Here is a 21583-nt window from a genome sequence, read left to right on the forward strand (position 1 = left end):
ATTAAACCGTATCCACAAATGTTTTCTCTACTTTATTAAAAATGATCACACCTATAACCGTAATTAAGAAGGTTATGCCCGTACAATAGCCCAGACTTTGCCAGCTGAAGCCGCCTTTGCCCAAAAAGCCGTACCTGAAGGTTTCAATAATTGGGGTCATTGGGTTGTATTCAATGACCCAGGCATAGGTGGGGTATTTATCCAAAGCCGTAGATAAAGGATAAATTACTGTTGTGGCATACATCAATAATTGGACGCCAAAGGTGACCAGAAATGAAAGGTCGCGATATTTAGTCGTCATGGCCGAGATGATCATCCCTAAGCCCAAACCTAAACATGCCATTAAAATAACAAGAAAGGGAAATAGGAGAAGATACCGGTTTGGACTAAAATGCACGTCTGTACTTAGGTAAAACAACATCATCAGGATAAATAGCAGCATCTGCACACCAAAGCGAACTAAGTTGGAGGCTACAATGCTTAAAGGCATGATTAGTCTTGGGAAATAAACTTTTCCGAACAGGTTTGCATTGTCTTTAAATACGGTACTGGTCTTATTCAGGCATTCTGAAAAATAGTTCCAGGTGGTAATTCCGGCCATATAAAATAGCGGCTGGGGGAGACCATCCGTGGAGATCCCGGCCAGGTTGCCGAAAATAAAGGTATAAATGAGCATGGTAAAAATGGGCTGTATAAGAAACCACAACGGCCCTAATATCGTCTGTTTGTAAAACGACACGAAATCCCGTTTTACCAATAACCATAGCAAATCACGGTAATGCCAGACATCTTTCAGTTTTAGGTCCAGCAGGTTGTTTGCTGGTTTAATCTCAATATCCCAATTTTCTTCAATCAAAGGTTTCATCTTTTATCAATTGTGCTAAAACACGCCTGTAATCCGGTTCATTAAAGTGTTTTAAGCATTGGCTCTGAATACTTTTCCTGTTATCAATTGTTAAACTCAGGCTTAATTTCTGAATGATGGCCATTTCTAACGCTTCAATATCGTCCGGATCGATAGCCAGTCCCATATCTTCATGGCGGACTGCATCAACACTGCCATCCACATTGCCGCAAATAACCGGCAGACCAAATGCCATCGCTTCTATAAACACAATTCCGAAACCTTCCTTTTTACTGGGCAATACAAACAGGTCTGCCAGTAGGTAATGATCCCCAAGTTCTTTTTCTTCAATATATCCGGTTAGGATAAAATGATCACTGAGCCCCTGGTCTGCCGCCAATTTTTCCAAACGCCTTTTTTCAGTGAGCTCACATGGCCCTGCCAAAATGTATTTGATCGTTGGAATGCGTTGTTTAATCCGACCAACAGCAGCTATTACCTGCTCATAACCTTTAAATTTTTCTGTGGAAGCGATACGTGTTAACGTAAAAAGCACCCGATCTTCGGCCCTGAGTCCATACCGTCCTAAAAGGTATGCAGGCTTGTCGAAATTTTCAGGCAGTTTTATAAAAGGATCTAATGCATTGTTTAAAACGAGGCATTGCGATGGATTTGCATGGTGTAGGCTTATGATTTTCGATTTTGTAAATCGGCTTACGCATATAAATCGGTCTGCAGTTTTCCAGATTTTATTCTTCCATCCCCTTAAAGGCTGCCAAACCTCTATGCCATGTGCCACCAACCATATCTTGCATTTGGGATTGAGTAAGCGTATAACAAGGCCAATTACAGCGCTATTAACGTGACTCAGCAGCACAAGGTCTGTGTTCATTCCATTCATTATGCTGTTTAAAGCAAATATGGTCTTGTTTTTGCCGAATCCTTTAAAACAAACAGATGGTAAATATTGTGACATCACATCGGAAGAAAGATCATTTAAACAATATAAGTTAATGTCCCAGTTATTTTTTTTACATAGCTCATGTAATGAATATGCCAAAGTCCGGTTCATGCTTTGGATGCCACCAGCTGCGCTGAATGTTTCCAGTGTTAAGAAGAGTATTCTTTTCGGCATAACATTATCCCCCGAAGCTGCGGTTAACCCATAGCTTCGCTCCTTAAGTCACATTTTCGTTGACTTATTGCCGTTTTATGTTTTTCAGATGCTAAACGCCTTTGTAACTGCGTTTAAGTTTTAAGGTATTCTTTCAATTAAGGATGCTGCAACATTCACAATGATGGAATGCTGTAGGTCTCCCAATCTCAAAAGCAATTGCCGTTGAGATCTGTATGCTATGATTTCTCCTCTAATCCCTTTTAAAGGACCAGCTTTAATCTCTATTTTTTCGCCCGGTTGCAACCGTTCTTCCGTAATTTCCAGTTCATAAGGGCTGGCCAGTAGTAATTTAAGGTCTTCAATTTGCTTGTCGGGCATAGTCGCAATCTTTCCCGAAAAATAAATGAAGCGGGAAATGCCTTTGGTCATGAGCACATCTGTTTGCTGTTCCGGAGCAATACGAACAAATAAGTATGATTTGATCAATGGCTCATCAACCCACTTTTTTCTGTCACTCCACTGCTTTAGTTGACGGTGAAGCGGCAGGTAGGCTTCAATATCTTTGCCCAATAAAGCTTGGTACGCTTTCTTTTCAGCGCGCGAGCTGGTGTAAACCGGCAGCCATTTCTTTATCTTCTGATGCTCCACCATTTTAGTTTTTTTTCGTCCTCGAAATAACCTGAACCCTGATAGCCATTGTAATCAGCATAATATTGAAGCCTGCCCTGGCTGGTGTTGTGCTTATAATAACCCGATTGCAGAATGTTCTCTTCAAAGGCATTCAGTACAATCGCCATATTGTTTAAATTGTATTCCTGTGCCAGGGCCTGTGGTATCATAGCCGAATTGTGTCTGGATTTTCCATACCGGATCACAAAAAGGTTGATGTCGCTCCTGCATATCAGCGGAATGGAGTCAGATACCAAACCAACAGGTGCAGTATCAATCATGATAACTTCATATCGTTTTTTAAGCTCAGCAAGCAAATCTGTAAGCCGTTCGTTGTGTAGTAATTCTGCCGGATTAGGCGGAATTGGTCCAGAGCTGATAAAATCAAGATTTTTATGGTCCGTATGCTGAATAATCTCATCAATCGTACTTTGGTTGACGAGGTAATTGCTGAGCCCTTTGTCATTAGTGCCGCCTATAGCCCGGTGTAATTTTGGACGTCGCAGATCGGCACCGATCAATATTACCTTTTTATCGATCAGGGCAAGTGTGCTGGAGAGGTTAAGGGCAACAAAGGACTTCCCTTCTCCGGCAACGTCCGAAGTAATACAGATCACTTTGCTCATCTTTTCCGAAGCCAAAAAATTAAGATTGGTACGTACCGATCGTACCGATTCGGCAAAAATAGACCTGGGCTTTGTTAAAGCCAGGATTTGTGAACTGTCTTCATCGATTGGGTCCGGAAATTTTCTGATCATACCTACAATAGGTATTGTAGTCATATTTTCAACAGATTCTTTATCATAGATAAATGGATTTAAGACTCTGACGAACACGATGATTCCCAATCCCATCAACAATCCAAGAATAATGGCGCTGCGGTAAATCTTTGCCACATTAGGCGATATTGGAGTGTAGTTAACCTGTGCAGGTTCAATAATTGTTGCACCCGGAAGAATTGCAGACCTGTTGATTTGTGCTTCAAGCTTTTTCTCAGATAAAAAGGAATACACCTTTTCATTGATTTCGAAGTCGCGAAGTAAACTGATCATGTCTTTTTCGGCAGCGGGAAAAGCGGATACTTGCCGGTCAGCCTGTGATAGCTGCGTATTGATATAGGCTATATTCTTTTGAATTCGCTGGTTTGAGGCACTAATATTTTGTAATGCGGCATTTTTGACCTGAGTAATCTGACGGTTTACCTCTTCTACAGTCTCGGATGTGCTGTTGTATGTTTTTAGCAATATATTTTTATCATTAAGCAGATCATTCAGCTTACTGATCAACATCCCCAGCAGGGGATCTATATTGCCTTCCAGGTTGAAATTTAGACTTGCATGGTGCTTATCATCTGTGACTTGCTTTTTTAACTGATCAATGGCCATCAGTTGTATTTTTAATAGGGAACGTTGTGACTCCAGATCGCTCACTTTTGATAAGGCAATACCTGCGGATGAGTTGACGTTCATGATGCCCGAACGCTGTTTGTATTTTTCTAAAGAGCTTTCGGAGCTTTTTACCTTTGAAGAAAGGTATTCCTGCTGTTCGTTGATAAAGCGGATCATTTGGGTGGCTGACTGCGCTTTTTGATTCCGGTCATAACTCAGATAACCGGTCATGATGGCGTTCAATATATCTGCTGCAAAGCGAGGATTGGAGTCTGTTTGTTGCAAGTTGACGATATTGGAGTTCTTGGCGGCTTCACTCGTCCTTAAGCCCTCGTTGACTCTTTCCAGAAGAGTTTCTGGCGTGTTAAACCTAAACAAGTAAACAATATTGGGGGGTATTAGCCCGGCGTATTTAATGGTAAATCCTACATGCCCAATGTTTAGCGGGGTATTGTAAGTGCAGGTCTTTTGCATCTCCTTACCGGAGGCATTCCAGCTAAGGCTGAATGTTTTTCGATCTATTGGTTTAAATGTAATGAGGCCCGGATAAAAATTCAGACTGTCAAACTTAGATATCATGATCTGAAGTGGCTTTTGTGGATACAAATCATAATTGCGCATCCGGCCCGAAATGTAAAAGCTAATGTTGTAGTCTAGTTGCTTAATGGCACTCAACAGTAAGTTTCTACTCTGTAATATGAATTTTTCACTTTGTAAATTAGCGGGGCTCCGGCCCGAGCTGCTCATCGCATTGACAAGATCGGATAGTTCTGATTTTTTTTCCTCAAACTTTAGAATACCTGATGTGGCATAAGTTTTTGGTGTATACCATAAATAAGCATAGGCAATTAATAGAGCTGTTAAAATTGATGCAACCAGTAAATACCAACGACTAAGTAATATCCGGGCTATTTTTAAATAGTCAATTTCCCTGACGCTGCCTCTTTTTTGAACTTTTTCCATTTCCTGCATCAACGGGTAATTGTATAGATGAGCAATGCTGTGTTTAATAAGGCAATAACCGGCTGTAAAATGGCTGACATGGTTTGTAATTTTTCAGATCGTATGGCCCGCTTATTTTGGGCCACATAAATGATGTCATTATTTTGCAACATAGTTCTGGAATCAGAAAGTGTGCGGAGGTCGGTAAGGTCGAGGTCTATTACTTGTTGGGTTTGCATCCCGCCCCGGATTATTTTTATATTTTTACTATTCGCTTTATCGGTAAGTCCCCCTGCCTCTCCAATAACTTCAACCAAAGAAGTATGGTCTTTTAAGAGGTTGTAGGTGCCCTGATTTTTGACTTCTCCTAGTAAAGTTACTTTTAAGTTAATAATTTTCAATTCAATGATTGGGTCTTTCAGTTCCCTCCGGTAAAGCATTTCTATCTGATTTGCTGCCCCCCTGCGGGTTAGTCCCCCAACCTTTACACGTCCCAGTATAGGTAGCCCAATCGTACTATCTTGTTCAACCCGGTAAGTTTGTCCAGTGTTGTTATTTGACCCCTCTTTTTCTTTTGTAATGGGTTCATTAACAATTAGGTTTCTGTTTTGTAAGTTTTTTATCTGTAGCAGATCCTCAGGTTTTATCAGATAATCCGGAGGATTGTAGCCGTTATTTTGGGTGGTATTAATAGCTGATTTATTTTCGAAAAGCGCCTGTTTTTGTCTGTTTGAGCAAGAAAAACTAGCAAATAGGATGCTCATAACGATCAATAAATTGATGATTTTTTTGACAAAACCCATATTAAAAACCTACCTTGATTCCCATAGCAATATGCCGAAGTGCCAAAAGTACATATTAATTATAAAAAAATGTGATTAATTATTAAATTCGTTGCTATGGTTAATGTAAAAGTTTCGTTAGTTACAATATCGTATAATTCGGTAAAAACAATACAACAATGCATTGATTCTGTCGCAAGCCAAACCTATAAAAACGTTGAATACATCATTATTGACGGTAATTCTAGCGACGGCACCCGGGATGTTATCCTTAAAAATAAGGCGCATATTCACTATTTTAAATCAGAGGAAGATGATGGGATTTATGATGCCATGAATAAAGGAATTATACAAGCGACAGGAGATGTGGTAGGACTGCTAAATGCAGATGACTATTTTGCTAACAATAATGTAGTAAGTGAAATAGCTGCGTCTTTTTCGCAAAATAATGCCGATCTTTTGTATGCCGATTTGGATTATGTAAACCAAAACGGCAAGGTAATGCGCAGGTGGAGATCTGGCAATTATTTGCATCGTAAATTTAATTGGGGCTGGATGCCACCACATCCAACTTTTTACGCAAAAAGAGAAATGTTTGAGCATCTGGGTTTGTATAATTCCGGGTACGGTACTGCTGCTGATTATGAACTAATGCTCCGTTTTATGTACTTAAATAAGGCTAAGGTTTTTTACTTAAATAAAGTAATAGTTAATATGACCATGGGGGGAGTAAGTAACCGGAATTTTATAAATCGAATTAAAGCCTGGAAATGTGATTTTAGAGCAATGACCAATAATCATATAAATATGCCATTCCTAAGTCTTGTGTTAAAACCGTTAAGGAAGGTAGGGCAGTTTAACAGGTTAATGAGCAGATCATGATTTCGTTTTTTAGTACAAAAAAAAATATAAGTGAAGTGGAGTGGCTAGGTGTTGATGTGCATAATCATTTATTGCCCGGTATTGATGATGGGGCTATAGATATTGTACAATCTATCAGTTTTATCAAAGCATTGAATGAGCTGGGCTTCCATAAATTTATATGCACACCACATATTTTTACAGAGTTGTATCCCAATACCACCGAAACCATTACACAGGCTTTAATGGATGTTAAAGCTGCTTTGGCTAAAACGGAATTAAATGTTGAAGTGAATGCCGCTGCAGAATATATGGTAGACGAAACATTTAAGTTAACTAAAAATTTATTGTGCTTACCCGGGCAGCATATCCTGATTGAAATGTCATACTTATCAGAAATGCCACAAATTGAACAGGTTATTTTTGATCTTCAGCTGGCTGGGTTTAAAGTGATTCTTGCGCACCCCGAACGCTATTTTTTTTACCATAAAAAGCCAGAACGGTATGAAAGGTTAAAAGATATGGGTGTTTTATTTCAATTAAATTTATTGGCATTAAGCGGGTATTATGGGCCTGAGGTGAAATTGGCAGCAGGATATCTTTTAAAAAAACATTACTACGATTTTGCAGGGACAGACTTGCATCATCAAAAGCATTTAAAAGCACTTCAGGATTTTATTTGCAGTGGAGGGTTATATAAAATGATAGGCCACTATCCTTTCAAAAATAAAGCGCTTTTTTAAGGTCTGCTATATAATAAGGTAATATAAAAAATTTGGGATAGGCTTAGGCATGACAGTACATGACAGAAGTGTACTGTGATTGCTCTATTTTAGGCGAACCAAATTTAAAAACCTAAAACATGCACATTCTTTTCGGAGTTATTTTTCATTTCATCGGGGGCTTTGCCTCCGGTAGTTTTTACATCCCTTTCAAAAAAGTAAAAAGCTGGTCCTGGGAAACTTATTGGATCATTGGTGGATTGTTTTCGTGGTTAATCGTTCCGCCATTGGCTGCCTGGTTAACTATTCCTGGCTTTATGGATATCATTACCCAGACGGATGGTAAAATTTTATTGCTGACTTATTTCTTTGGTTTGTTGTGGGGGATTGGTGGGTTAACCTATGGTTTGGGGGTACGCTATCTCGGTATATCGTTAGGTAGTACCATCATTCTGGGACTTTGCTCGGTATTCGGTGCTTTGATTCCTTCTCTTTATTATGATTTTAATCCAACCCCAGGTAAAGATAGTTTATCTGATATGGCTGGTAGTCATTGGGGACAAATGGTCTTGCTTGGATTGCTGGTTAGTGTAATCGGTATCATCGTATGCGGGTTAGCCGGTAACATGAAAGAGAAAGATCTTGTAGCTTCGGGAAAGGCAGATCCTTCTAATAAAGAATATAAGCTGGGAATTGGACTCGTTGTATCTATTATATCAGGTATTTTAAGTGCCTGTTTTGCTTTTGGTATTGATGCCGGTAAAGACATGGCACATCATGCTAACGAAGCCTGGAAGGTTCTTAATCCTGAACAGGGAGAGTTTCTTTTTCAAAACAATGTAACCTATGTAGTTATTTTATGGGGGGGCTTAACTACCAATTTATTCTGGTGTATGCTGCTGAACTCCCGCAATAAAACTTTTGGTGATTATACAGATAAAAAAGCGCCTTTACTTAAAAATTATATCTTCTGTGCCCTTGCCGGTACCACCTGGTTTTTACAGTTCTTCTTTTACGGAATGGGCGAAAGTAAGCTGGGTAACGGAGCAAGTGGATGGATCTTACACATGGCCTGTATCATTCTGGTTGCTAATGGATGGGGCCTGTTCTTTAAGGAATGGAGTGGTGTAAAAAAGAAAACTTTTGGAACCGTAATCAGCGGAATTGTAATCCTTATTCTATCCATACTCATTGTGGGCTATGGAAATTCAATCAAATAAAAAACAAAAACAATTAATTTAAATATTTTTATGAGTACTCGAACAACCGATTTTAAACATGTAAGCTATTTGTGGGATGATGCAAAGGCTGCTGAAATGGCCGGTGATGAAGTTGCACTGTTAATCTACCGTTCAAATTTATTAGGTGCAGATTTGCGCTTAACCAACTATGGAGGTGGCAATACTTCATGTAAGGCTATTGCTAAAGATCCATTAACAGGGCAGGAAACAGAAATCATGTGGGTCAAGGGATCTGGTGGAGATTTGGGTACTTTAAAAAGCAGTGGTCTTGCAGCTTTGTATGTAGACCGTCTGCGTGATCTTAAAAATATTTACAGAGGTTTGGCGCACGAAGATGAAATGGTTGAGCTTTTTAACCACTGCATCTACGACCTGAACTCTAAAGCGCCATCTATTGATACGCCTTTGCATGGCTTCCTGCCTTTTGCGCATATCGATCACTTGCATCCTGATGCAGCAATTGCCTTAGCGGCAGCTAAAGATGGTGAGCGCATTACCAAAGAGCTGTTTAATGGAACAATTGGCTGGGTGCCATGGCAAAAGCCAGGCTTTGAGTTGGGCTTAATGCTGCGCAAATGTTTAGATGAAAATCCGGGCATCAGGGGGATCATGTTAGGTTCGCATGGATTATTTACCTGGGGTGATACAGCATATGAAAGCTATATGAATACCCTTGAGGTAATTGAAAGGTGTGCTGAGTACCTGGAAGAAAATTATGGTAAAAAAGGTCCGGTATTTGGCGGACAGAAAATAGGAAGTGCAGAAAAAGAGCAACGTACTAGACAGGCTGCAGCAATTGCTCCTGTATTGAGAGGCTTCTGTTCTAGCGAAAGACACATGGTAGGACATTTTACAGATGATGCAAGAGTTTTGGAGTTCATCAACTCGAATGATCTTGATCGCTTGGCACCATTGGGTACAAGCTGTCCTGACCACTTTTTACGCACCAAGATCAGTCCGCTGGTACTGAAACTGGAGCCTACTGAAGATCTTAGTGATGTTAAATCGCTGAAAGAAAGATTAGCGCCTGAATTCGAAGCTTACAGAAAAATGTATGCTGAATACTACAATTCATGCAAACACAGCAATAGCCCTGCAATACGTGATGCCAATCCGGTAATTATCCTTTATCCTGGTATCGGAATGTTCTCTTTCTCAAAAGATAAACAAACCGCAAGAGTAGCTGCCGAGTTTTACACCAATGCCATCAATGTGATGAAAGGCGCAGAAGCCATTTCTGAATACACTTCTTTACCGAGACAGGAAGCGTTTAACATTGAATACTGGTTGTTGGAAGAAGCAAAACTGCAAAGAATGCCTAAGCCTAAACCGCTTTCAGGAAGAATTGCCTTGATTACCGGTAGTGCTGGCGGTATTGGAAAGGCTATTGCTCGTAAGTTTGTTGAGGAAGGTGCTGTAGTAGTGCTAAATGATATGAATGCCGAGCGTTTGCAAGGTGCTGTCGATGAGTTTGAAAGTAAATTTGGTAAGGACAGCTATGCTACAGCAGTATTAAATGTAACCAATGCTGAAGAAATTGCTGGTGCATTTGACATTGCTGCACTTGCTTTTGGGGGAGTAGATATTGTGATCAACAATGCTGGTCTTTCCATCTCAAAAACGATAGCCGATCATACCGAAAAAGATTGGGACCTGCTGTATGATGTATTGGTAAAAGGCCAGTTTTTTATTACCCAGGCTGCAGTGGTAACGATGCAGAAGCAAGAAATCGGGGGTGATATTTTGAATATTGTGAGTAAAAATGCGCTGGTTAGTGGACCAAACAATGCAGGTTATGGTAGCGCTAAAGCTGCTCAGCTACATTTGAGCAGATTAAATGCTGCTGAACTGGGTGTTGATGGTATCCGTGTAAACGTAGTTAACCCGGATGCAGTAATCAGTGATAGCAATATCTGGGCTGGTGGATGGGCTGAAGGCCGTGCAAAAGCTTATGGAATTACTGTTGCAGAGTTGCCTGCTTACTATGCAAAACGTACCTTGCTAAATGAAATAATTTTACCGGATGATATTGCCAATGCTTGTTTTGCTTTTGTGGGCGGATTGTTGAACAAATCAACCGGGAATGTATTAAATGTGGATGGCGGCGTAGCTAACGCCTTTGTCCGTTAAAAAACTAAAACTATGAACTTAGAAAATTATCAGATTGAATCACATAATAGCGAGCTTTTGCCTAAACATCAGCGTAAGCTTGCTTTTGTCAAAGATGAAGTTGCAAATGCAGAAGGTATCATACAAAAGTTGATCGATTTTCAGATCGGAATTCCAAGTTGGGCTTTAGGTACAGGGGGAACACGTTTCGGACGTTTTTCTTCAGGTGGAGAGCCTCGTAACATTGAAGAAAAGATCGAAGATATAGGCTTGTTGCATAAGTTAAATGCAGCAAGTGGTGCAATTTCGCTGCATATTCCATGGGATACCGCAGAAAATGTACCTGCTATAAAAGCACTGGTTGCGCAGCATGGTTTAACATTTGATGCGATGAACTCCAATACTTTTCAGGATCAGGCTGGTTCGGCACATAGCTATAAGTTCGGTTCTTTGCAGCATGTAAATAAAGCAGTAAGAAAACAAGCCATTGAACACAATATTGAAGTAATCCGTCAAGGAGTTGAGTTGGGGTCTAAAGCATTAACCGTATGGCTGGCCGATGGATCATGCTTCCCGGGACAATTAAACTTTAGAAAAGCTTTCCAAAACACATTGGAAAGTTTACAGGAAATATATGCCGCTTTGCCGGCCGATTGGAAAGTGTTTGTAGAATACAAAGCTTTCGAACCAAATTTCTATTCTACAACGGTAGGAGATTGGGGTCAGTCTTTATTATATGCAAACAAGCTGGGCCCTAAAGCCTTTACGCTGGTCGACCTTGGTCACCACCTGCCAAATGCGAATATCGAGCAAATTGTTTCTTTATTGCTGATGGAAGGGAAGTTGGGTGGATTCCACTTCAATGATTCAAAATACGGAGATGACGATTTAACTGCGGGCAGCATGAAGCCTTATCAGTTGTTCCTGATCTTTAATGAACTGGTTGAAGGAATGGATGCACGTGGTATGAACCACAGAGAAGATTTAGCCTGGATGATTGATGCCTCGCATAACGTTAAAGATCCGCTTGAAGATCTTTTACAATCAGTGGAAGCGATTATGCTGGCTTACGCACAGGCCTTATCTGTAGACCGTGGAGCTTTACAAAAGGCACAGGACGAAAATGATGTAGCCCGTGCGCAGGAAATCTTGCAGCAGGCCTTCCGTACAGATTTGCGTCCGCTCGTAGCTGAAGCTCGTTTACGTGCCGGTGCAGCTTTGGCTCCGCTTGAATTGTTTAGAGCAAGTAATGTTAGACAAGAGTTGATTAAAAGCCGTGGTTTAAAAACTGTAGCAACTGGATTATAATTAATGGGATTAAAAATGAAGGCAACTCCTGTAATAGCTGTGTTTGATGTAGGTAAGACAAATAAAAAATTGTTCCTTTTTGATGAACAGTATAAAATTGTTTTCGAAAGATCAGCCAGGTTTCTGGAGACTGTTGATGAGGATGGAGATCCCTGCGAAAATCTGGAAAGCTTAAGGCTCTCTATTTTTGATTCGCTAAGAGAAGTGTTTAAAAATCCGGCTTTCGAAGTGAAATCCATCAATTTTGCTACTTATGGAGCAAGTTTTGTATATATTGATGCCAATGGAAATCCATTGGCTCCTTTATACAATTACCTTAAAGAGTACCCAGAAGCTTTAAAAGATCAGTTTTACAATACTTATGGGGGGATGGAAGAGTTTTCTAATCGTACTGCTTCTCCGGTTTTAGGAAGTCTAAACTCGGGGATGCAACTTTACCGCATCAAGTATGAGAAACCTGAATTGTTTGAGCAAATTAAGTACGCGCTTCACCTGCCACAATATTTAAGCTACTTGATTTCAGGTGAAGCTTACTCGGACATTACCAGTATAGGCTGTCACACCAATTTGTGGGATTTTACTAAAAATGATTACCACGAATGGGTACGGAAAGAGGGTATAATTGATAAGCTTGCGCCTATCGTTCCTTCGGATAGTGTGCTTCCTGCTGCTTTTCCGGGGAACAATTATGCGGTAGGTCCGGGTTTTCATGATAGCTCAGCAGCATTGGTGCCTTATTTGGTTAATTTCCATGAACCCTTTATATTGCTGTCTACAGGGACCTGGTGTATCAGCTTAAATCCATTCAATTCTACTCCACTTACGACAGAAGAACTTGAAAACGATTGCCTTTGCTATTTACAGTACGAAGGAAAGCCTGTTAAGGCTTCACGTCTTTTTGCAGGCTATGAGCATGAGCAACAAGTAAAGCGCATTGCAGCCCATTTTGGCACGGATGTAATCGCTTACCGCTCAGTTCCATTCGATCCTAAAATAATAGAGGAATTACAGCAAATGGATAAAGGAGCCAATCTTGAAGCGGACACAACTAAAGGTTTGAAAGAATCTCCTTTCTCTAAACGCGATCTCCATGATTATCCTACCGATGTGATGGCTTATCACCAGTTGATCTTTGATCTGGTAAACCAGCAATACATTTCGACGGGCAGAGTACTGCATGGAACGACCGTAAAACGCATATTTGTAGATGGTGGATTTAGTAAGAATGTGATATTTATGAATTTACTGGCTGCCGCTTTTCCGGAGTTGGAGGTGTTTGCTGCCTATATGGCTCAGGCAACTGCTGTTGGGGCTGCGCTTGCGATACATAAATCATGGAATACAAAACCTTTACCTAACGATATTATTGAATTAAAATATTATGCGGGAGGGACTGTTTTGCATTAAATAGTACTATCTTAACCTGATGAAGCCGGTGAAATTTTTTGACTATATCCATGTTGATGAGTATTCTTCAACGCCAAAGTACTTACAGTTAACCAATTCTATTTTGAGTGCTATAGAATCCGGGAAGATTCAGAAAGATTACCTGCTGCCCTCTATTAATGAGTTGAGTTACGAACTGGAGATTTCCAGAGATACTGCAGAAAAGGGGTATAAGTACCTTAAAAAGATTGGTGTAGTAGGCTCTGTGCCCGGCAAAGGCTACTACATCATCAGTACCGATTTTAGACGGACGCTTAAAATATTTTTACTTTTCAATAAACTCAGCTCGCATAAAAAGATCATCTACGATGCTTTTATAAAGGCATTGGGGGATCATGTTGCTGTAGATTTTTATATTTATAACAACGATTTTAACCTCTTTAAAAAACTCATTTCCAATAGAAAAGAAGATTATTCTCATTATGTGATTATCCCACATTTTATGGAAGGGCATGATCATGTGCATGAAGTGATTAACCTGATTCCCAAAGAAAAACTAGTGATATTGGACAAGTTGGTTCCGGGGGTGAGTGGTGAATATGCTGCGGTGTATGAAAATTTTGAGAATGATATCTATAATGCGCTGGATCAGGCCAGGGGGCATTTAGAGAAGTATCATACGATTAAGATGATCATGCCTAATCGAAGTTATTATCCTGTTGAAATTCTGAAAGGGTTTTATCGCTTTTGTCAGCAATATGCCTTTACACCGAAAGTGATCAATCAAATCCTTACAGAAGACATTGCGGAAGGAGAGGTTTATATCAACCTGATGGAGGATGATCTGGTAATCCTGATTGAAAGGCTCATCAATATGAAATTGAAATTAGGTAAAGATGTAGGCGTGATTTCCTACAATGAAACGCCACTAAAGAAGATCATTTTAAATGGAATAACAACAATCTCTACAGATTTCAGACAGATGGGAGAGATGACGGCTAAGCTTATATTGGAGAACTCTAAAGAACATCTGGAGGTTCCATTTCATTTAACCTTAAGGGCTTCCTTATAGTTAATTTTAGACATAAAAAAAGCTGAGCAGATGCTCAGCTTTTTTATAATAATTGCTGGTTAAATCAGCGCTTTATTAGAATGCAAAACCAACACGAACACCAGTGATTACACTTGGGTTAATTTCGTAGCTGTTTCCAGCTGATTTATGTTTAGTAGTAACGCTAACGTTGTTAATAGTTGTAGTTTGCTCAGACTTACCTTTAGTTTTATAAGCGAAACCTAAACCAGCTTCAACGCCTAAGAATAAGCGTTTAGCGATATAGTAATCAGCACCAACTACGCCACGTAAGCCAATTGATGTTGTACTTGGGAATTTAGTTTCAATGTTAGTACCATCTGTAAAAACAGGTAATTGAACAGTTCCTGTAGCATTTTCTAAATTTGCTTTGCTAGTTGATGTTCCGAAAAGGATATCTGCTCCTACGTATGGAGACAGGCGGTCTGTGCCAGCGAAGTGTTTCTCGATACCTAAGTTGATCAGGATTTCAGTTGCTTTAAGTTTTCCAAATCCTTCTTTACCTTCATTAGCACCTGTTCCATAAACATTGTTTGTTTTGTTAGTGCTACCAACGTTGAATCCTAAACGGAAAGCAACATCGTTTTTTTGGAAATAACGGAAACGCAATAAACCAGCGCCATCATTTAAATTGAAGTTTGTGTTGTTGATACCACCTGTTAAACCGAACTCAGTAGTAACGTCACCTTTAACAGGTTTGAAATTTTGTGCTTGTGCTGCTAAACCTAACATAGCAACGCTTAATGATAGTAATAATTTTTTCATCAGTGTTTGATTTTTTGAATAATAAGGCCGCAAAATTAGCCTTAAAAGAATTAAAAATGTCAGCTTAATGTCATTACAAGGCTGTTTTTGCTTAACCTGTTGATTTGCTGATTGATGATTTTTTTGGTGTTGAGCGACCCATTTACGAAATTTTAGCATATAAAAAAAGCGCACAAACTTCACAGTTTGGGCGCTTTTTTATCGTATAATTTGTTAATTATGATGCGATCGTGGCAGTGGTTCTGCCAACAGCAATTTTCTTTATGGTTGTAATGATTGCATTGGTGTCATAGCCACAAAGAGCCCATAATTCTGGTTGTTCACCATGTTCTATAAACTCATCAGGAATACCCAATCTAATCACCTGACCATTGTAATTATGATCTGCCATAAACTCTAGCACAGCACTTCCCATTCCACCTTGCAGGCAACCATCCTCAACTGTTACTACATACTTATAGCGCTTAAACACGTCATGTAGTATGACTTCGTCCAAAGGCTTCACAAAACGCATATCGTAATGTGCGGGATGTATGCCTTCACTGTTGAGCTCCTTACAAGCTTCAACGGCAAAGTTGCCAACATGGCCAATCGTTAATATAGCAACATCCTCGCCGTCACATATCTTTCGGCCTTTACCCACCTCAATAGTTTTAAATGGACGTTTCCAATCGGGCATCACTCCGTTTCCTCTCGGGTAACGAATGGAGAAAGGACCTGCATTTTCGAGCTGAGCGGTGTACATTAGGTTACGGAGCTCTTCTTCATTCATTGGAGCTGCAACGGTCATGTTCGGGATGCAACGCATATAGGCAAGATCATAAGCTCCGTGATGCGTAGCACCGTCTGATCCGGCAAGACCGGCACGGTCTAAACAAAATACCACATTCAGGTTCTGGATGGCTACATCATGTATCACCTGATCATAAGCCCTTTGCATAAAGCTAGAGTAGATGTTACAAAAAGGAACAAGCCCTTGTGTAGCTAAACCCGCAGAAAATGTTACGGCGTGTTGTTCTGCAATACCCACGTCAAATGCACGGTTTGGCATAGCTTTCATCATGATATTCATCGATGAGCCAGAAGGCATAGCAGGGGTAATCCCAACAATGTTTTTATTAGCCTCAGCAAGTTCTACCAGCGTATGTCCAAAAACATCCTGGTATTTTGGTGGTTGAGGTTTATCGGATACCGATTTCTTGATTTCACCAGTGATTTTATCGAACAAACCCGGTGCATGCCATTTGGTCTGGTCTTTCTCGGCCAAAGCAAAGCCTTTGCCTTTTAAAGTCACAATATGTAAAAGCTTAGGCCCAGGGATATCTTTTAAATCCCTGATCACCTGCACCAAACGTTGCACATCATGCCCGTCGACCGGACCAAAGTACCTGAAGTTTAGTGCTTCAAATAAATTGCTTTGTTTAAGCAAAGTACCTTTAATGCTTTTTTCTATTTTCTTTACAAACTTGTGCGCATTTGGCCCAAGCTCTGAAAGTTTAATCAACACTTGCGAAATGTCATCCCTAAAGCGGTTATAAGATTTCGAAGTGGTAATGTTCGTTAAATATTCTTTTAAAGCACCAACATTAGGATCAATTGACATGCAATTGTCGTTCAAAATCACCAGTAGGTTAGAATTTTCAATACCCGCGTGATTTAGTCCCTCAAAAGCAAGTCCTGCAGTCATAGCGCCATCGCCAATAACCGCAACATGCTGACGATCTGTTTCGCCTTTGTAATGCGAAGCGACAGCCATACCTAATGCAGCAGAGATCGAGGTAGAAGAGTGGCCTACGCCAAACGTATCGTATTCACTTTCACTTATTTTAGGGAACCCACTGATTCCATTAATGATTCGGTTTGTATGAAATACAGACTTTCTTCCGGTCAATATTTTATGACCATAGGCTTGGTGACCAACATCCCAAACCAGCTTATCGTAAGGGGTGTTTAATACATAATGTAAAGCAACCGTTAGTTCCACAACACCAAGACTGGATGAAAAATGTCCCCCGTTTACGCTTACTACATCAATGATGTATTGGCGAAGTTCCTGGGCTATTTGCTCTAAATCTTGTTCTTTATACCGCTTTAAATCAGCAGGATAATTTATGTTGGGTAAAAACGGACCGTTAATATCTTCCATGCAGGCTTTATAGAATAGAAAGTACAAAGTAAGGTATTTTGTTATTAAACTAAGAAGGAAAATCGCTAATTTTACAAAAAAATACATTGATAAATGACTAGAGATACATTAATTTTTGATTTGATTGACAAAGAATTGGCCCGTCAGGAAAATGGTTTGGAACTGATCGCGTCTGAAAACTTTGTGAGCAAACAGGTGATGGAGGCTGCAGGTTCTTGCTTAACCAATAAATATGCTGAAGGACTACCAGGTAAAAGGTATTATGGTGGATGCCAGGTGGTTGATAAAATAGAAAGCTTAGCTATTGAGCGTGCTAAAAAACTTTTTGGTGCAGAATGGGTAAACGTACAACCACATTCAGGAGCACAGGCAAATGCTGCAGTAATGCTTGCGGTGATTAAGCCAGGTGATAAAATTCTTGGTTTTGATCTTTCACATGGCGGACACTTAACACATGGTTCTCCGGTTAACTTTTCAGGAAAATTGTATCACCCTTTATTTTACGGTGTATCAAAAGAAGATGGTAGGATCGATTATGCAAAGTTGGAAGAAGTAGCCCTTGCAGAACGTCCTAAATTAATTATCGTTGGTGCTTCGGCTTATTCCAGAGAATGGGATTATGCATTCGTACGCAGCGTGGCTGATAAAATTGGTGCATTGGTAATGGCCGATATTTCTCACCCGGCGGGCTTAATTGCTCGTGGATTATTACAAAACCCACTTCCACATTGCCATATCGTTACTACAACTACCCATAAAACTTTACGTGGCCCTCGTGGTGGTATGATCATGATGGGTAAAGATTTTGAAAACCCGTTCGGATTAAAAACTCCAAAAGGAGAGACAAGGATGATGTCATCAGTTTTAGATATGGCAGTTTTCCCGGGTACTCAGGGTGGTCCGTTAGAACATATTATTGCTGCTAAAGCCATCGCTTTTGGTGAAGCTCTAAGTGATGAGTATTTAGCTTATGTAAAACAAGTACAAGCAAACGCACAGGCAATGGCTAAAGCTTTTGTGGCTAAAGGATATGGAATCATTTCAGGTGGTACCGATAACCATTTAATGCTGATCGATCTACGCAATAAAAACATCACCGGTAAACTTGCCGAAAGTGCATTGGAAAAAGCAGAGATCACTGTAAATAAAAACATGGTTCCTTTTGATGACAAATCTCCATTTGTAACCTCAGGAATTAGGGTTGGTACTGCAGCCATCACAACCAGAGGTTTTAAGGAAACCGAAATGGAAGAAATTGTTGATCTGATTGATCAGGTATTGACAAATGCAGAAGATGAAAGTAATTTAATGCAAGTAAAGGAAAAAGTGATAAATTTAGTAAGTCGTTTTCCATTGTATAAATAACGGCTTTACAAAAAGCTAAATGTTATCTAAAGACCAGCATTCATCAACTAATGAAGGTAATCGCGTTAACGCGCTGCATGGCTATAATATTCTTGATACACCGAATGAGTATCAGTTCGATAATATCGCCAGGCTTGCATCACTCGTATGTAATGCGCCTATTGCATTAATTGCATTAGTTGATGAAGGAAGGGTCTGGTTTAAATCTTCAATAGGCATCCCTTTTAATGAGGTTCCTCGCCGAATATCTTTTTGTGATCACACCATCCTTAATGAAAGGAATGATGTTTTTGAAGTACATAATGCGCTGCTGGATGACAGGTTTAAAGATCATCCCTTCGTAATAGAAGAACCCCATATCAGAGCTTATGCTGGCGCTCCTTTAATAGATGAGAACGGTTTTAAGTTAGGTGCAGTTTGCGTTTTTGATACCGTGCCCCGGCAATTTGCCGACACGCAGAAAGAAGGATTGGAGACCCTGGCAAAGGAAGTCATGACTCACATATCCCTACAGAGGAAAAGTGAGGAACTTGCCGCCAATACCCAACGCTTTGAAGAACTGCTTAATATCTCTGCAGTATCTCCCGAAATACATTGCATTCTGGACAAGATGGGAACCGTTTTGTTTATTAACGATGCCATTACCAATCTGTTGGAATATAGCGTTAATGAAGCTTTAGGACTAAATATTTGGGGTTTTTGCCATAGAGATGATCTCAATAGGGTTGTGAAAACTATTGAGGATGGGCTTGGGAAAGGAATTAAACAATTCGCTATTGATTTTAGGGTTGTCAGCAAAAGCGGTTTGATTCGCTGGATAAGCTGGACTATGGTTGTCAAAAATGAGCGATGGTATGCTTATGGTAGAGACATTACTGAAAATAAAAAGGTAGAGCAGGAGTTGGTAAAACTTTCCTTTGTTGCCAGTAAGGTAAACAATGCAGTTGTTATAAATGATGCCGACAACCATGTGACATGGGTAAATGAAGCTTTCGAAAAAATTACCGGCTTTAACCTGGATGACCTAAAAGGGAAACGTCTTGGAGATTTAATTGCCGGTCCGAAAACGGATATGGAGCTGTTGGAAAAAGCAAGAGCCCTCACTAAAAGAAACCAATCTTTTACGGTTGATCTTCTGGCTTATCGTAAAGATAAACAGCCCATTTGGATCTCTATTTATAATACTGTAGTATTTAATGAAGAGGGAAAGGTGGAAACAGAAGTCGAGATCATTATAGATATTACCGACAAGAAAAATGCCGAAGAGGAGCTGCAGGTATTGTCTTTAGTTGCCAGTGAAACCAATACGGGTGTAAATATTTCTGACGCAAACTGCTACACGACCTGGGTTAATCATTCTTTGGAGCGATTAACAGGCTATACAGCCCTCGAACTGCAAGGGCTTAAACTTGGAGATGTGCTTTGTGCACAGAGTGATACTGTTCAGTACCAGCTAATTAATGAATCGAGAGAAAAGGCACAAAATAAACAACCTTATTCCATAGAAGTTCAGGCAAAGAAAAAAGATGGAACAATGGTTTGGCTTTCTGTAGCCACTACACCTATTGTGGGTGATGCGGGTAAATTGGAACGGCAGATTGATCTGATCACAGATATTACCCAACGCAAGCAGGTAGAGCGGGAGATAATAGAGGCCAAAGAGCAAGCGTTGCGACTTAGTGAAGCTAAAGAAATGTTTCTTTCTGTAATGAGCCACGAGATCAGAACTCCACTCAATGCCGTAATAGGAATGACTCATCTCTTGATGGATAATGATCCTAAACCATCACAAATTGAAGATTTGAATATCCTGAAGTTTTCAGGGGAAAATCTGCTGAACATCATTAATGATATCCTCGACTTCACAAAAATAGAAACAGGGAACTTGCACCTTGAGTCGGTACCGTTTTGTATGAAGGCGTTAACAACTGATATTGTTACCTCTTTAAGTGTCAATGCCAGCAAGAGGGGCAATGAACTGGTACTGCTTTACGATGATGAAATCCCGGAGCTTGTTTCGGGAGATAAGACCAGGCTTTACCAGATCCTGATGAATTTATTGGGCAATGCCATTAAGTTTACCGATCATGGTAAAATAATCTTGCTCCTTAAACTTATAGCAAATGATCAGGAAAATGTAGGGATTTACTTTGAGGTAAATGACGATGGAATAGGCATTCCTGAGGATAAACTCAATTATATCTTTGAAACCTTCACCCAAGCCAAAACTGATATTTCAAGAAAATATGGCGGTACAGGCTTAGGGTTAGCCATTACCAAAAAGTTATTGCAGTTATATAATTCTGAAATCGAGGTTAAAAGTGTAGAAGGGGAAGGGACATGTTTTTCTTTTACCTTGAATTTTTCAAAATCTCCTGCACTTGCTAATACAGATAATCTGATTGTTCAACCTGAAGTGTTTACAGGTAAAAAGATACTTATCGTTGACGATAATGAAATCAATCTGTTAATTGCTAGAAGAATCCTGGGTAAATTCGGATTGCATATTGATTTTGCTTTTAATGGAGATGAAGCCATACTTAAGATTAAGGAACAGACTTATGACCTGGTCTTCATGGATATTAAAATGCCCGGAATAGACGGTTTTGAAACCACAAGAATCATTCGGGGTTTGCCTGAGGATTATTTTAAAATGGTTCCAATTATCGCTTTAACGGCCTCAACTCTTCATAACGAATACAGCAAGTTTAAAGAATCCGGGATGAATGGACATATCTTAAAGCCATTCAAACCTGAAGAAATCAGAGAATTGCTTTCCTTGCATTTGTATCAGTAATTTTCTCAGGGAAAATCAACTGTTCCTCGTTTTTTATAGAAGCTAAAATAA

Annotated in this window: 16 protein-coding genes; 9 read left to right on the top strand and 7 right to left on the bottom strand. The window is 39.9% G+C overall.

The features are described 5' to 3' along the window. Nucleotide 1 precedes the first annotated feature (1 nt). The 5 genes from P0Y49_00845 to P0Y49_00865 form a co-directional block, all read right to left on the bottom strand. Nucleotides 2-865, bottom strand: a complete 864-nt coding sequence (locus tag P0Y49_00845; protein ID WEK19703.1) for an ABC transporter permease — start codon at nucleotides 863-865, stop codon at nucleotides 2-4. After that, nucleotides 849-1979 carry a glycosyltransferase family 4 protein gene (locus tag P0Y49_00850; protein ID WEK19704.1) on the bottom strand — a complete coding sequence of 377 codons (1131 nt, stop codon included), beginning with the start codon at nucleotides 1977-1979 and terminating at the stop codon, nucleotides 849-851. Before P0Y49_00850 ends, P0Y49_00845 begins: the two co-directional genes overlap by 17 nt. 120 nt (nucleotides 1980-2099) lie before the next feature. After that, nucleotides 2100-2612: a UpxY family transcription antiterminator gene (locus P0Y49_00855; protein ID WEK19705.1), complete on the bottom strand. Its 513-nt coding sequence runs from the start codon at nucleotides 2610-2612 to the stop codon at nucleotides 2100-2102. Then, the gene (locus P0Y49_00860) at nucleotides 2591-4981 is read right to left on the bottom strand and encodes a polysaccharide biosynthesis tyrosine autokinase (GenBank protein ID WEK19706.1); all 2391 of its coding nucleotides are present in this window, start codon (nucleotides 4979-4981) and stop codon (nucleotides 2591-2593) included. The genes P0Y49_00855 and P0Y49_00860 overlap by 22 nt, the downstream gene beginning before the upstream one ends. A gap of 8 nt (nucleotides 4982-4989) precedes the next feature. Next, on the bottom strand, nucleotides 4990-5724 hold the full coding sequence (locus P0Y49_00865; GenBank protein ID WEK19707.1) for a polysaccharide biosynthesis/export family protein: 735 nt from the start codon (nucleotides 5722-5724) through the stop codon (nucleotides 4990-4992). A gap of 135 nt (nucleotides 5725-5859) precedes the next feature. On the opposite strand from P0Y49_00865, the gene P0Y49_00870 reads away from it, so the two are divergent. The 7 genes from P0Y49_00870 (at nucleotide 5860) to P0Y49_00900 (ending at nucleotide 14441) form a co-directional block, all read left to right on the top strand. Beyond that, nucleotides 5860-6624 (top strand): glycosyltransferase family 2 protein, encoded by a 765-nt coding sequence (locus P0Y49_00870; GenBank protein WEK19708.1) that lies wholly within the window; start codon nucleotides 5860-5862, stop codon nucleotides 6622-6624. Further along, nucleotides 6621-7346: a histidinol phosphatase gene (locus P0Y49_00875; protein WEK19709.1), complete on the top strand. Its 726-nt coding sequence runs from the start codon at nucleotides 6621-6623 to the stop codon at nucleotides 7344-7346. Before P0Y49_00870 ends, P0Y49_00875 begins: the two co-directional genes overlap by 4 nt. Nucleotides 7347-7465: 119 nt before the next feature. Beyond that, nucleotides 7466-8545 carry an L-rhamnose/proton symporter RhaT gene (gene rhaT / locus P0Y49_00880; protein ID WEK19710.1) on the top strand — a complete coding sequence of 360 codons (1080 nt, stop codon included), beginning with the start codon at nucleotides 7466-7468 and terminating at the stop codon, nucleotides 8543-8545. A 30-nt stretch (nucleotides 8546-8575) separates the two neighbouring features. Then, nucleotides 8576-10696, top strand: a complete 2121-nt coding sequence (locus P0Y49_00885; GenBank protein WEK19711.1) for a bifunctional aldolase/short-chain dehydrogenase — start codon at nucleotides 8576-8578, stop codon at nucleotides 10694-10696. Between the two features lie 12 nt (nucleotides 10697-10708). Continuing rightward, the gene (locus P0Y49_00890) at nucleotides 10709-11983 is read left to right on the top strand and encodes a TIM barrel protein (protein WEK19712.1); all 1275 of its coding nucleotides are present in this window, start codon (nucleotides 10709-10711) and stop codon (nucleotides 11981-11983) included. A gap of 15 nt (nucleotides 11984-11998) precedes the next feature. Beyond that, entirely contained in the window at nucleotides 11999-13390 is a 1392-nt protein-coding gene (locus tag P0Y49_00895) for an FGGY family carbohydrate kinase (protein WEK19713.1), read from the top strand. Nucleotides 13391-13409: 19 nt separating this feature from the next. Continuing rightward, nucleotides 13410-14441: a GntR family transcriptional regulator gene (locus tag P0Y49_00900; GenBank protein ID WEK19714.1), complete on the top strand. Its 1032-nt coding sequence runs from the start codon at nucleotides 13410-13412 to the stop codon at nucleotides 14439-14441. A gap of 75 nt (nucleotides 14442-14516) precedes the next feature. Here the strand turns inward: P0Y49_00900 and P0Y49_00905 are convergent, their stop codons facing one another. Together P0Y49_00905 and dxs are read right to left on the bottom strand one after the other, a co-directional pair. Then, nucleotides 14517-15224, bottom strand: coding sequence for a hypothetical protein (locus P0Y49_00905; GenBank protein ID WEK19715.1), 708 nt, complete (start codon nucleotides 15222-15224; stop codon nucleotides 14517-14519). A gap of 217 nt (nucleotides 15225-15441) precedes the next feature. Beyond that, the gene (dxs, locus tag P0Y49_00910) at nucleotides 15442-17370 is read right to left on the bottom strand and encodes a 1-deoxy-D-xylulose-5-phosphate synthase (GenBank protein WEK19716.1); all 1929 of its coding nucleotides are present in this window, start codon (nucleotides 17368-17370) and stop codon (nucleotides 15442-15444) included. 93 nt (nucleotides 17371-17463) lie between these two features. Between dxs and P0Y49_00915 the strand changes: the two genes are divergently transcribed. Further along, nucleotides 17464-18735, top strand: a complete 1272-nt coding sequence (locus P0Y49_00915) for a serine hydroxymethyltransferase (GenBank protein ID WEK19717.1) — start codon at nucleotides 17464-17466, stop codon at nucleotides 18733-18735. 19 nt (nucleotides 18736-18754) lie between these two features. Then, nucleotides 18755-21532 carry a PAS domain S-box protein gene (locus P0Y49_00920; protein WEK19718.1) on the top strand — a complete coding sequence of 926 codons (2778 nt, stop codon included), beginning with the start codon at nucleotides 18755-18757 and terminating at the stop codon, nucleotides 21530-21532. Nucleotides 21533-21583 lie beyond the last annotated feature (51 nt).

This window comes from Candidatus Pedobacter colombiensis (assembly GCA_029202485.1).
GTDB classification, from domain to species: Bacteria; Bacteroidota; Bacteroidia; order Sphingobacteriales; family Sphingobacteriaceae; genus Pedobacter; species Pedobacter colombiensis.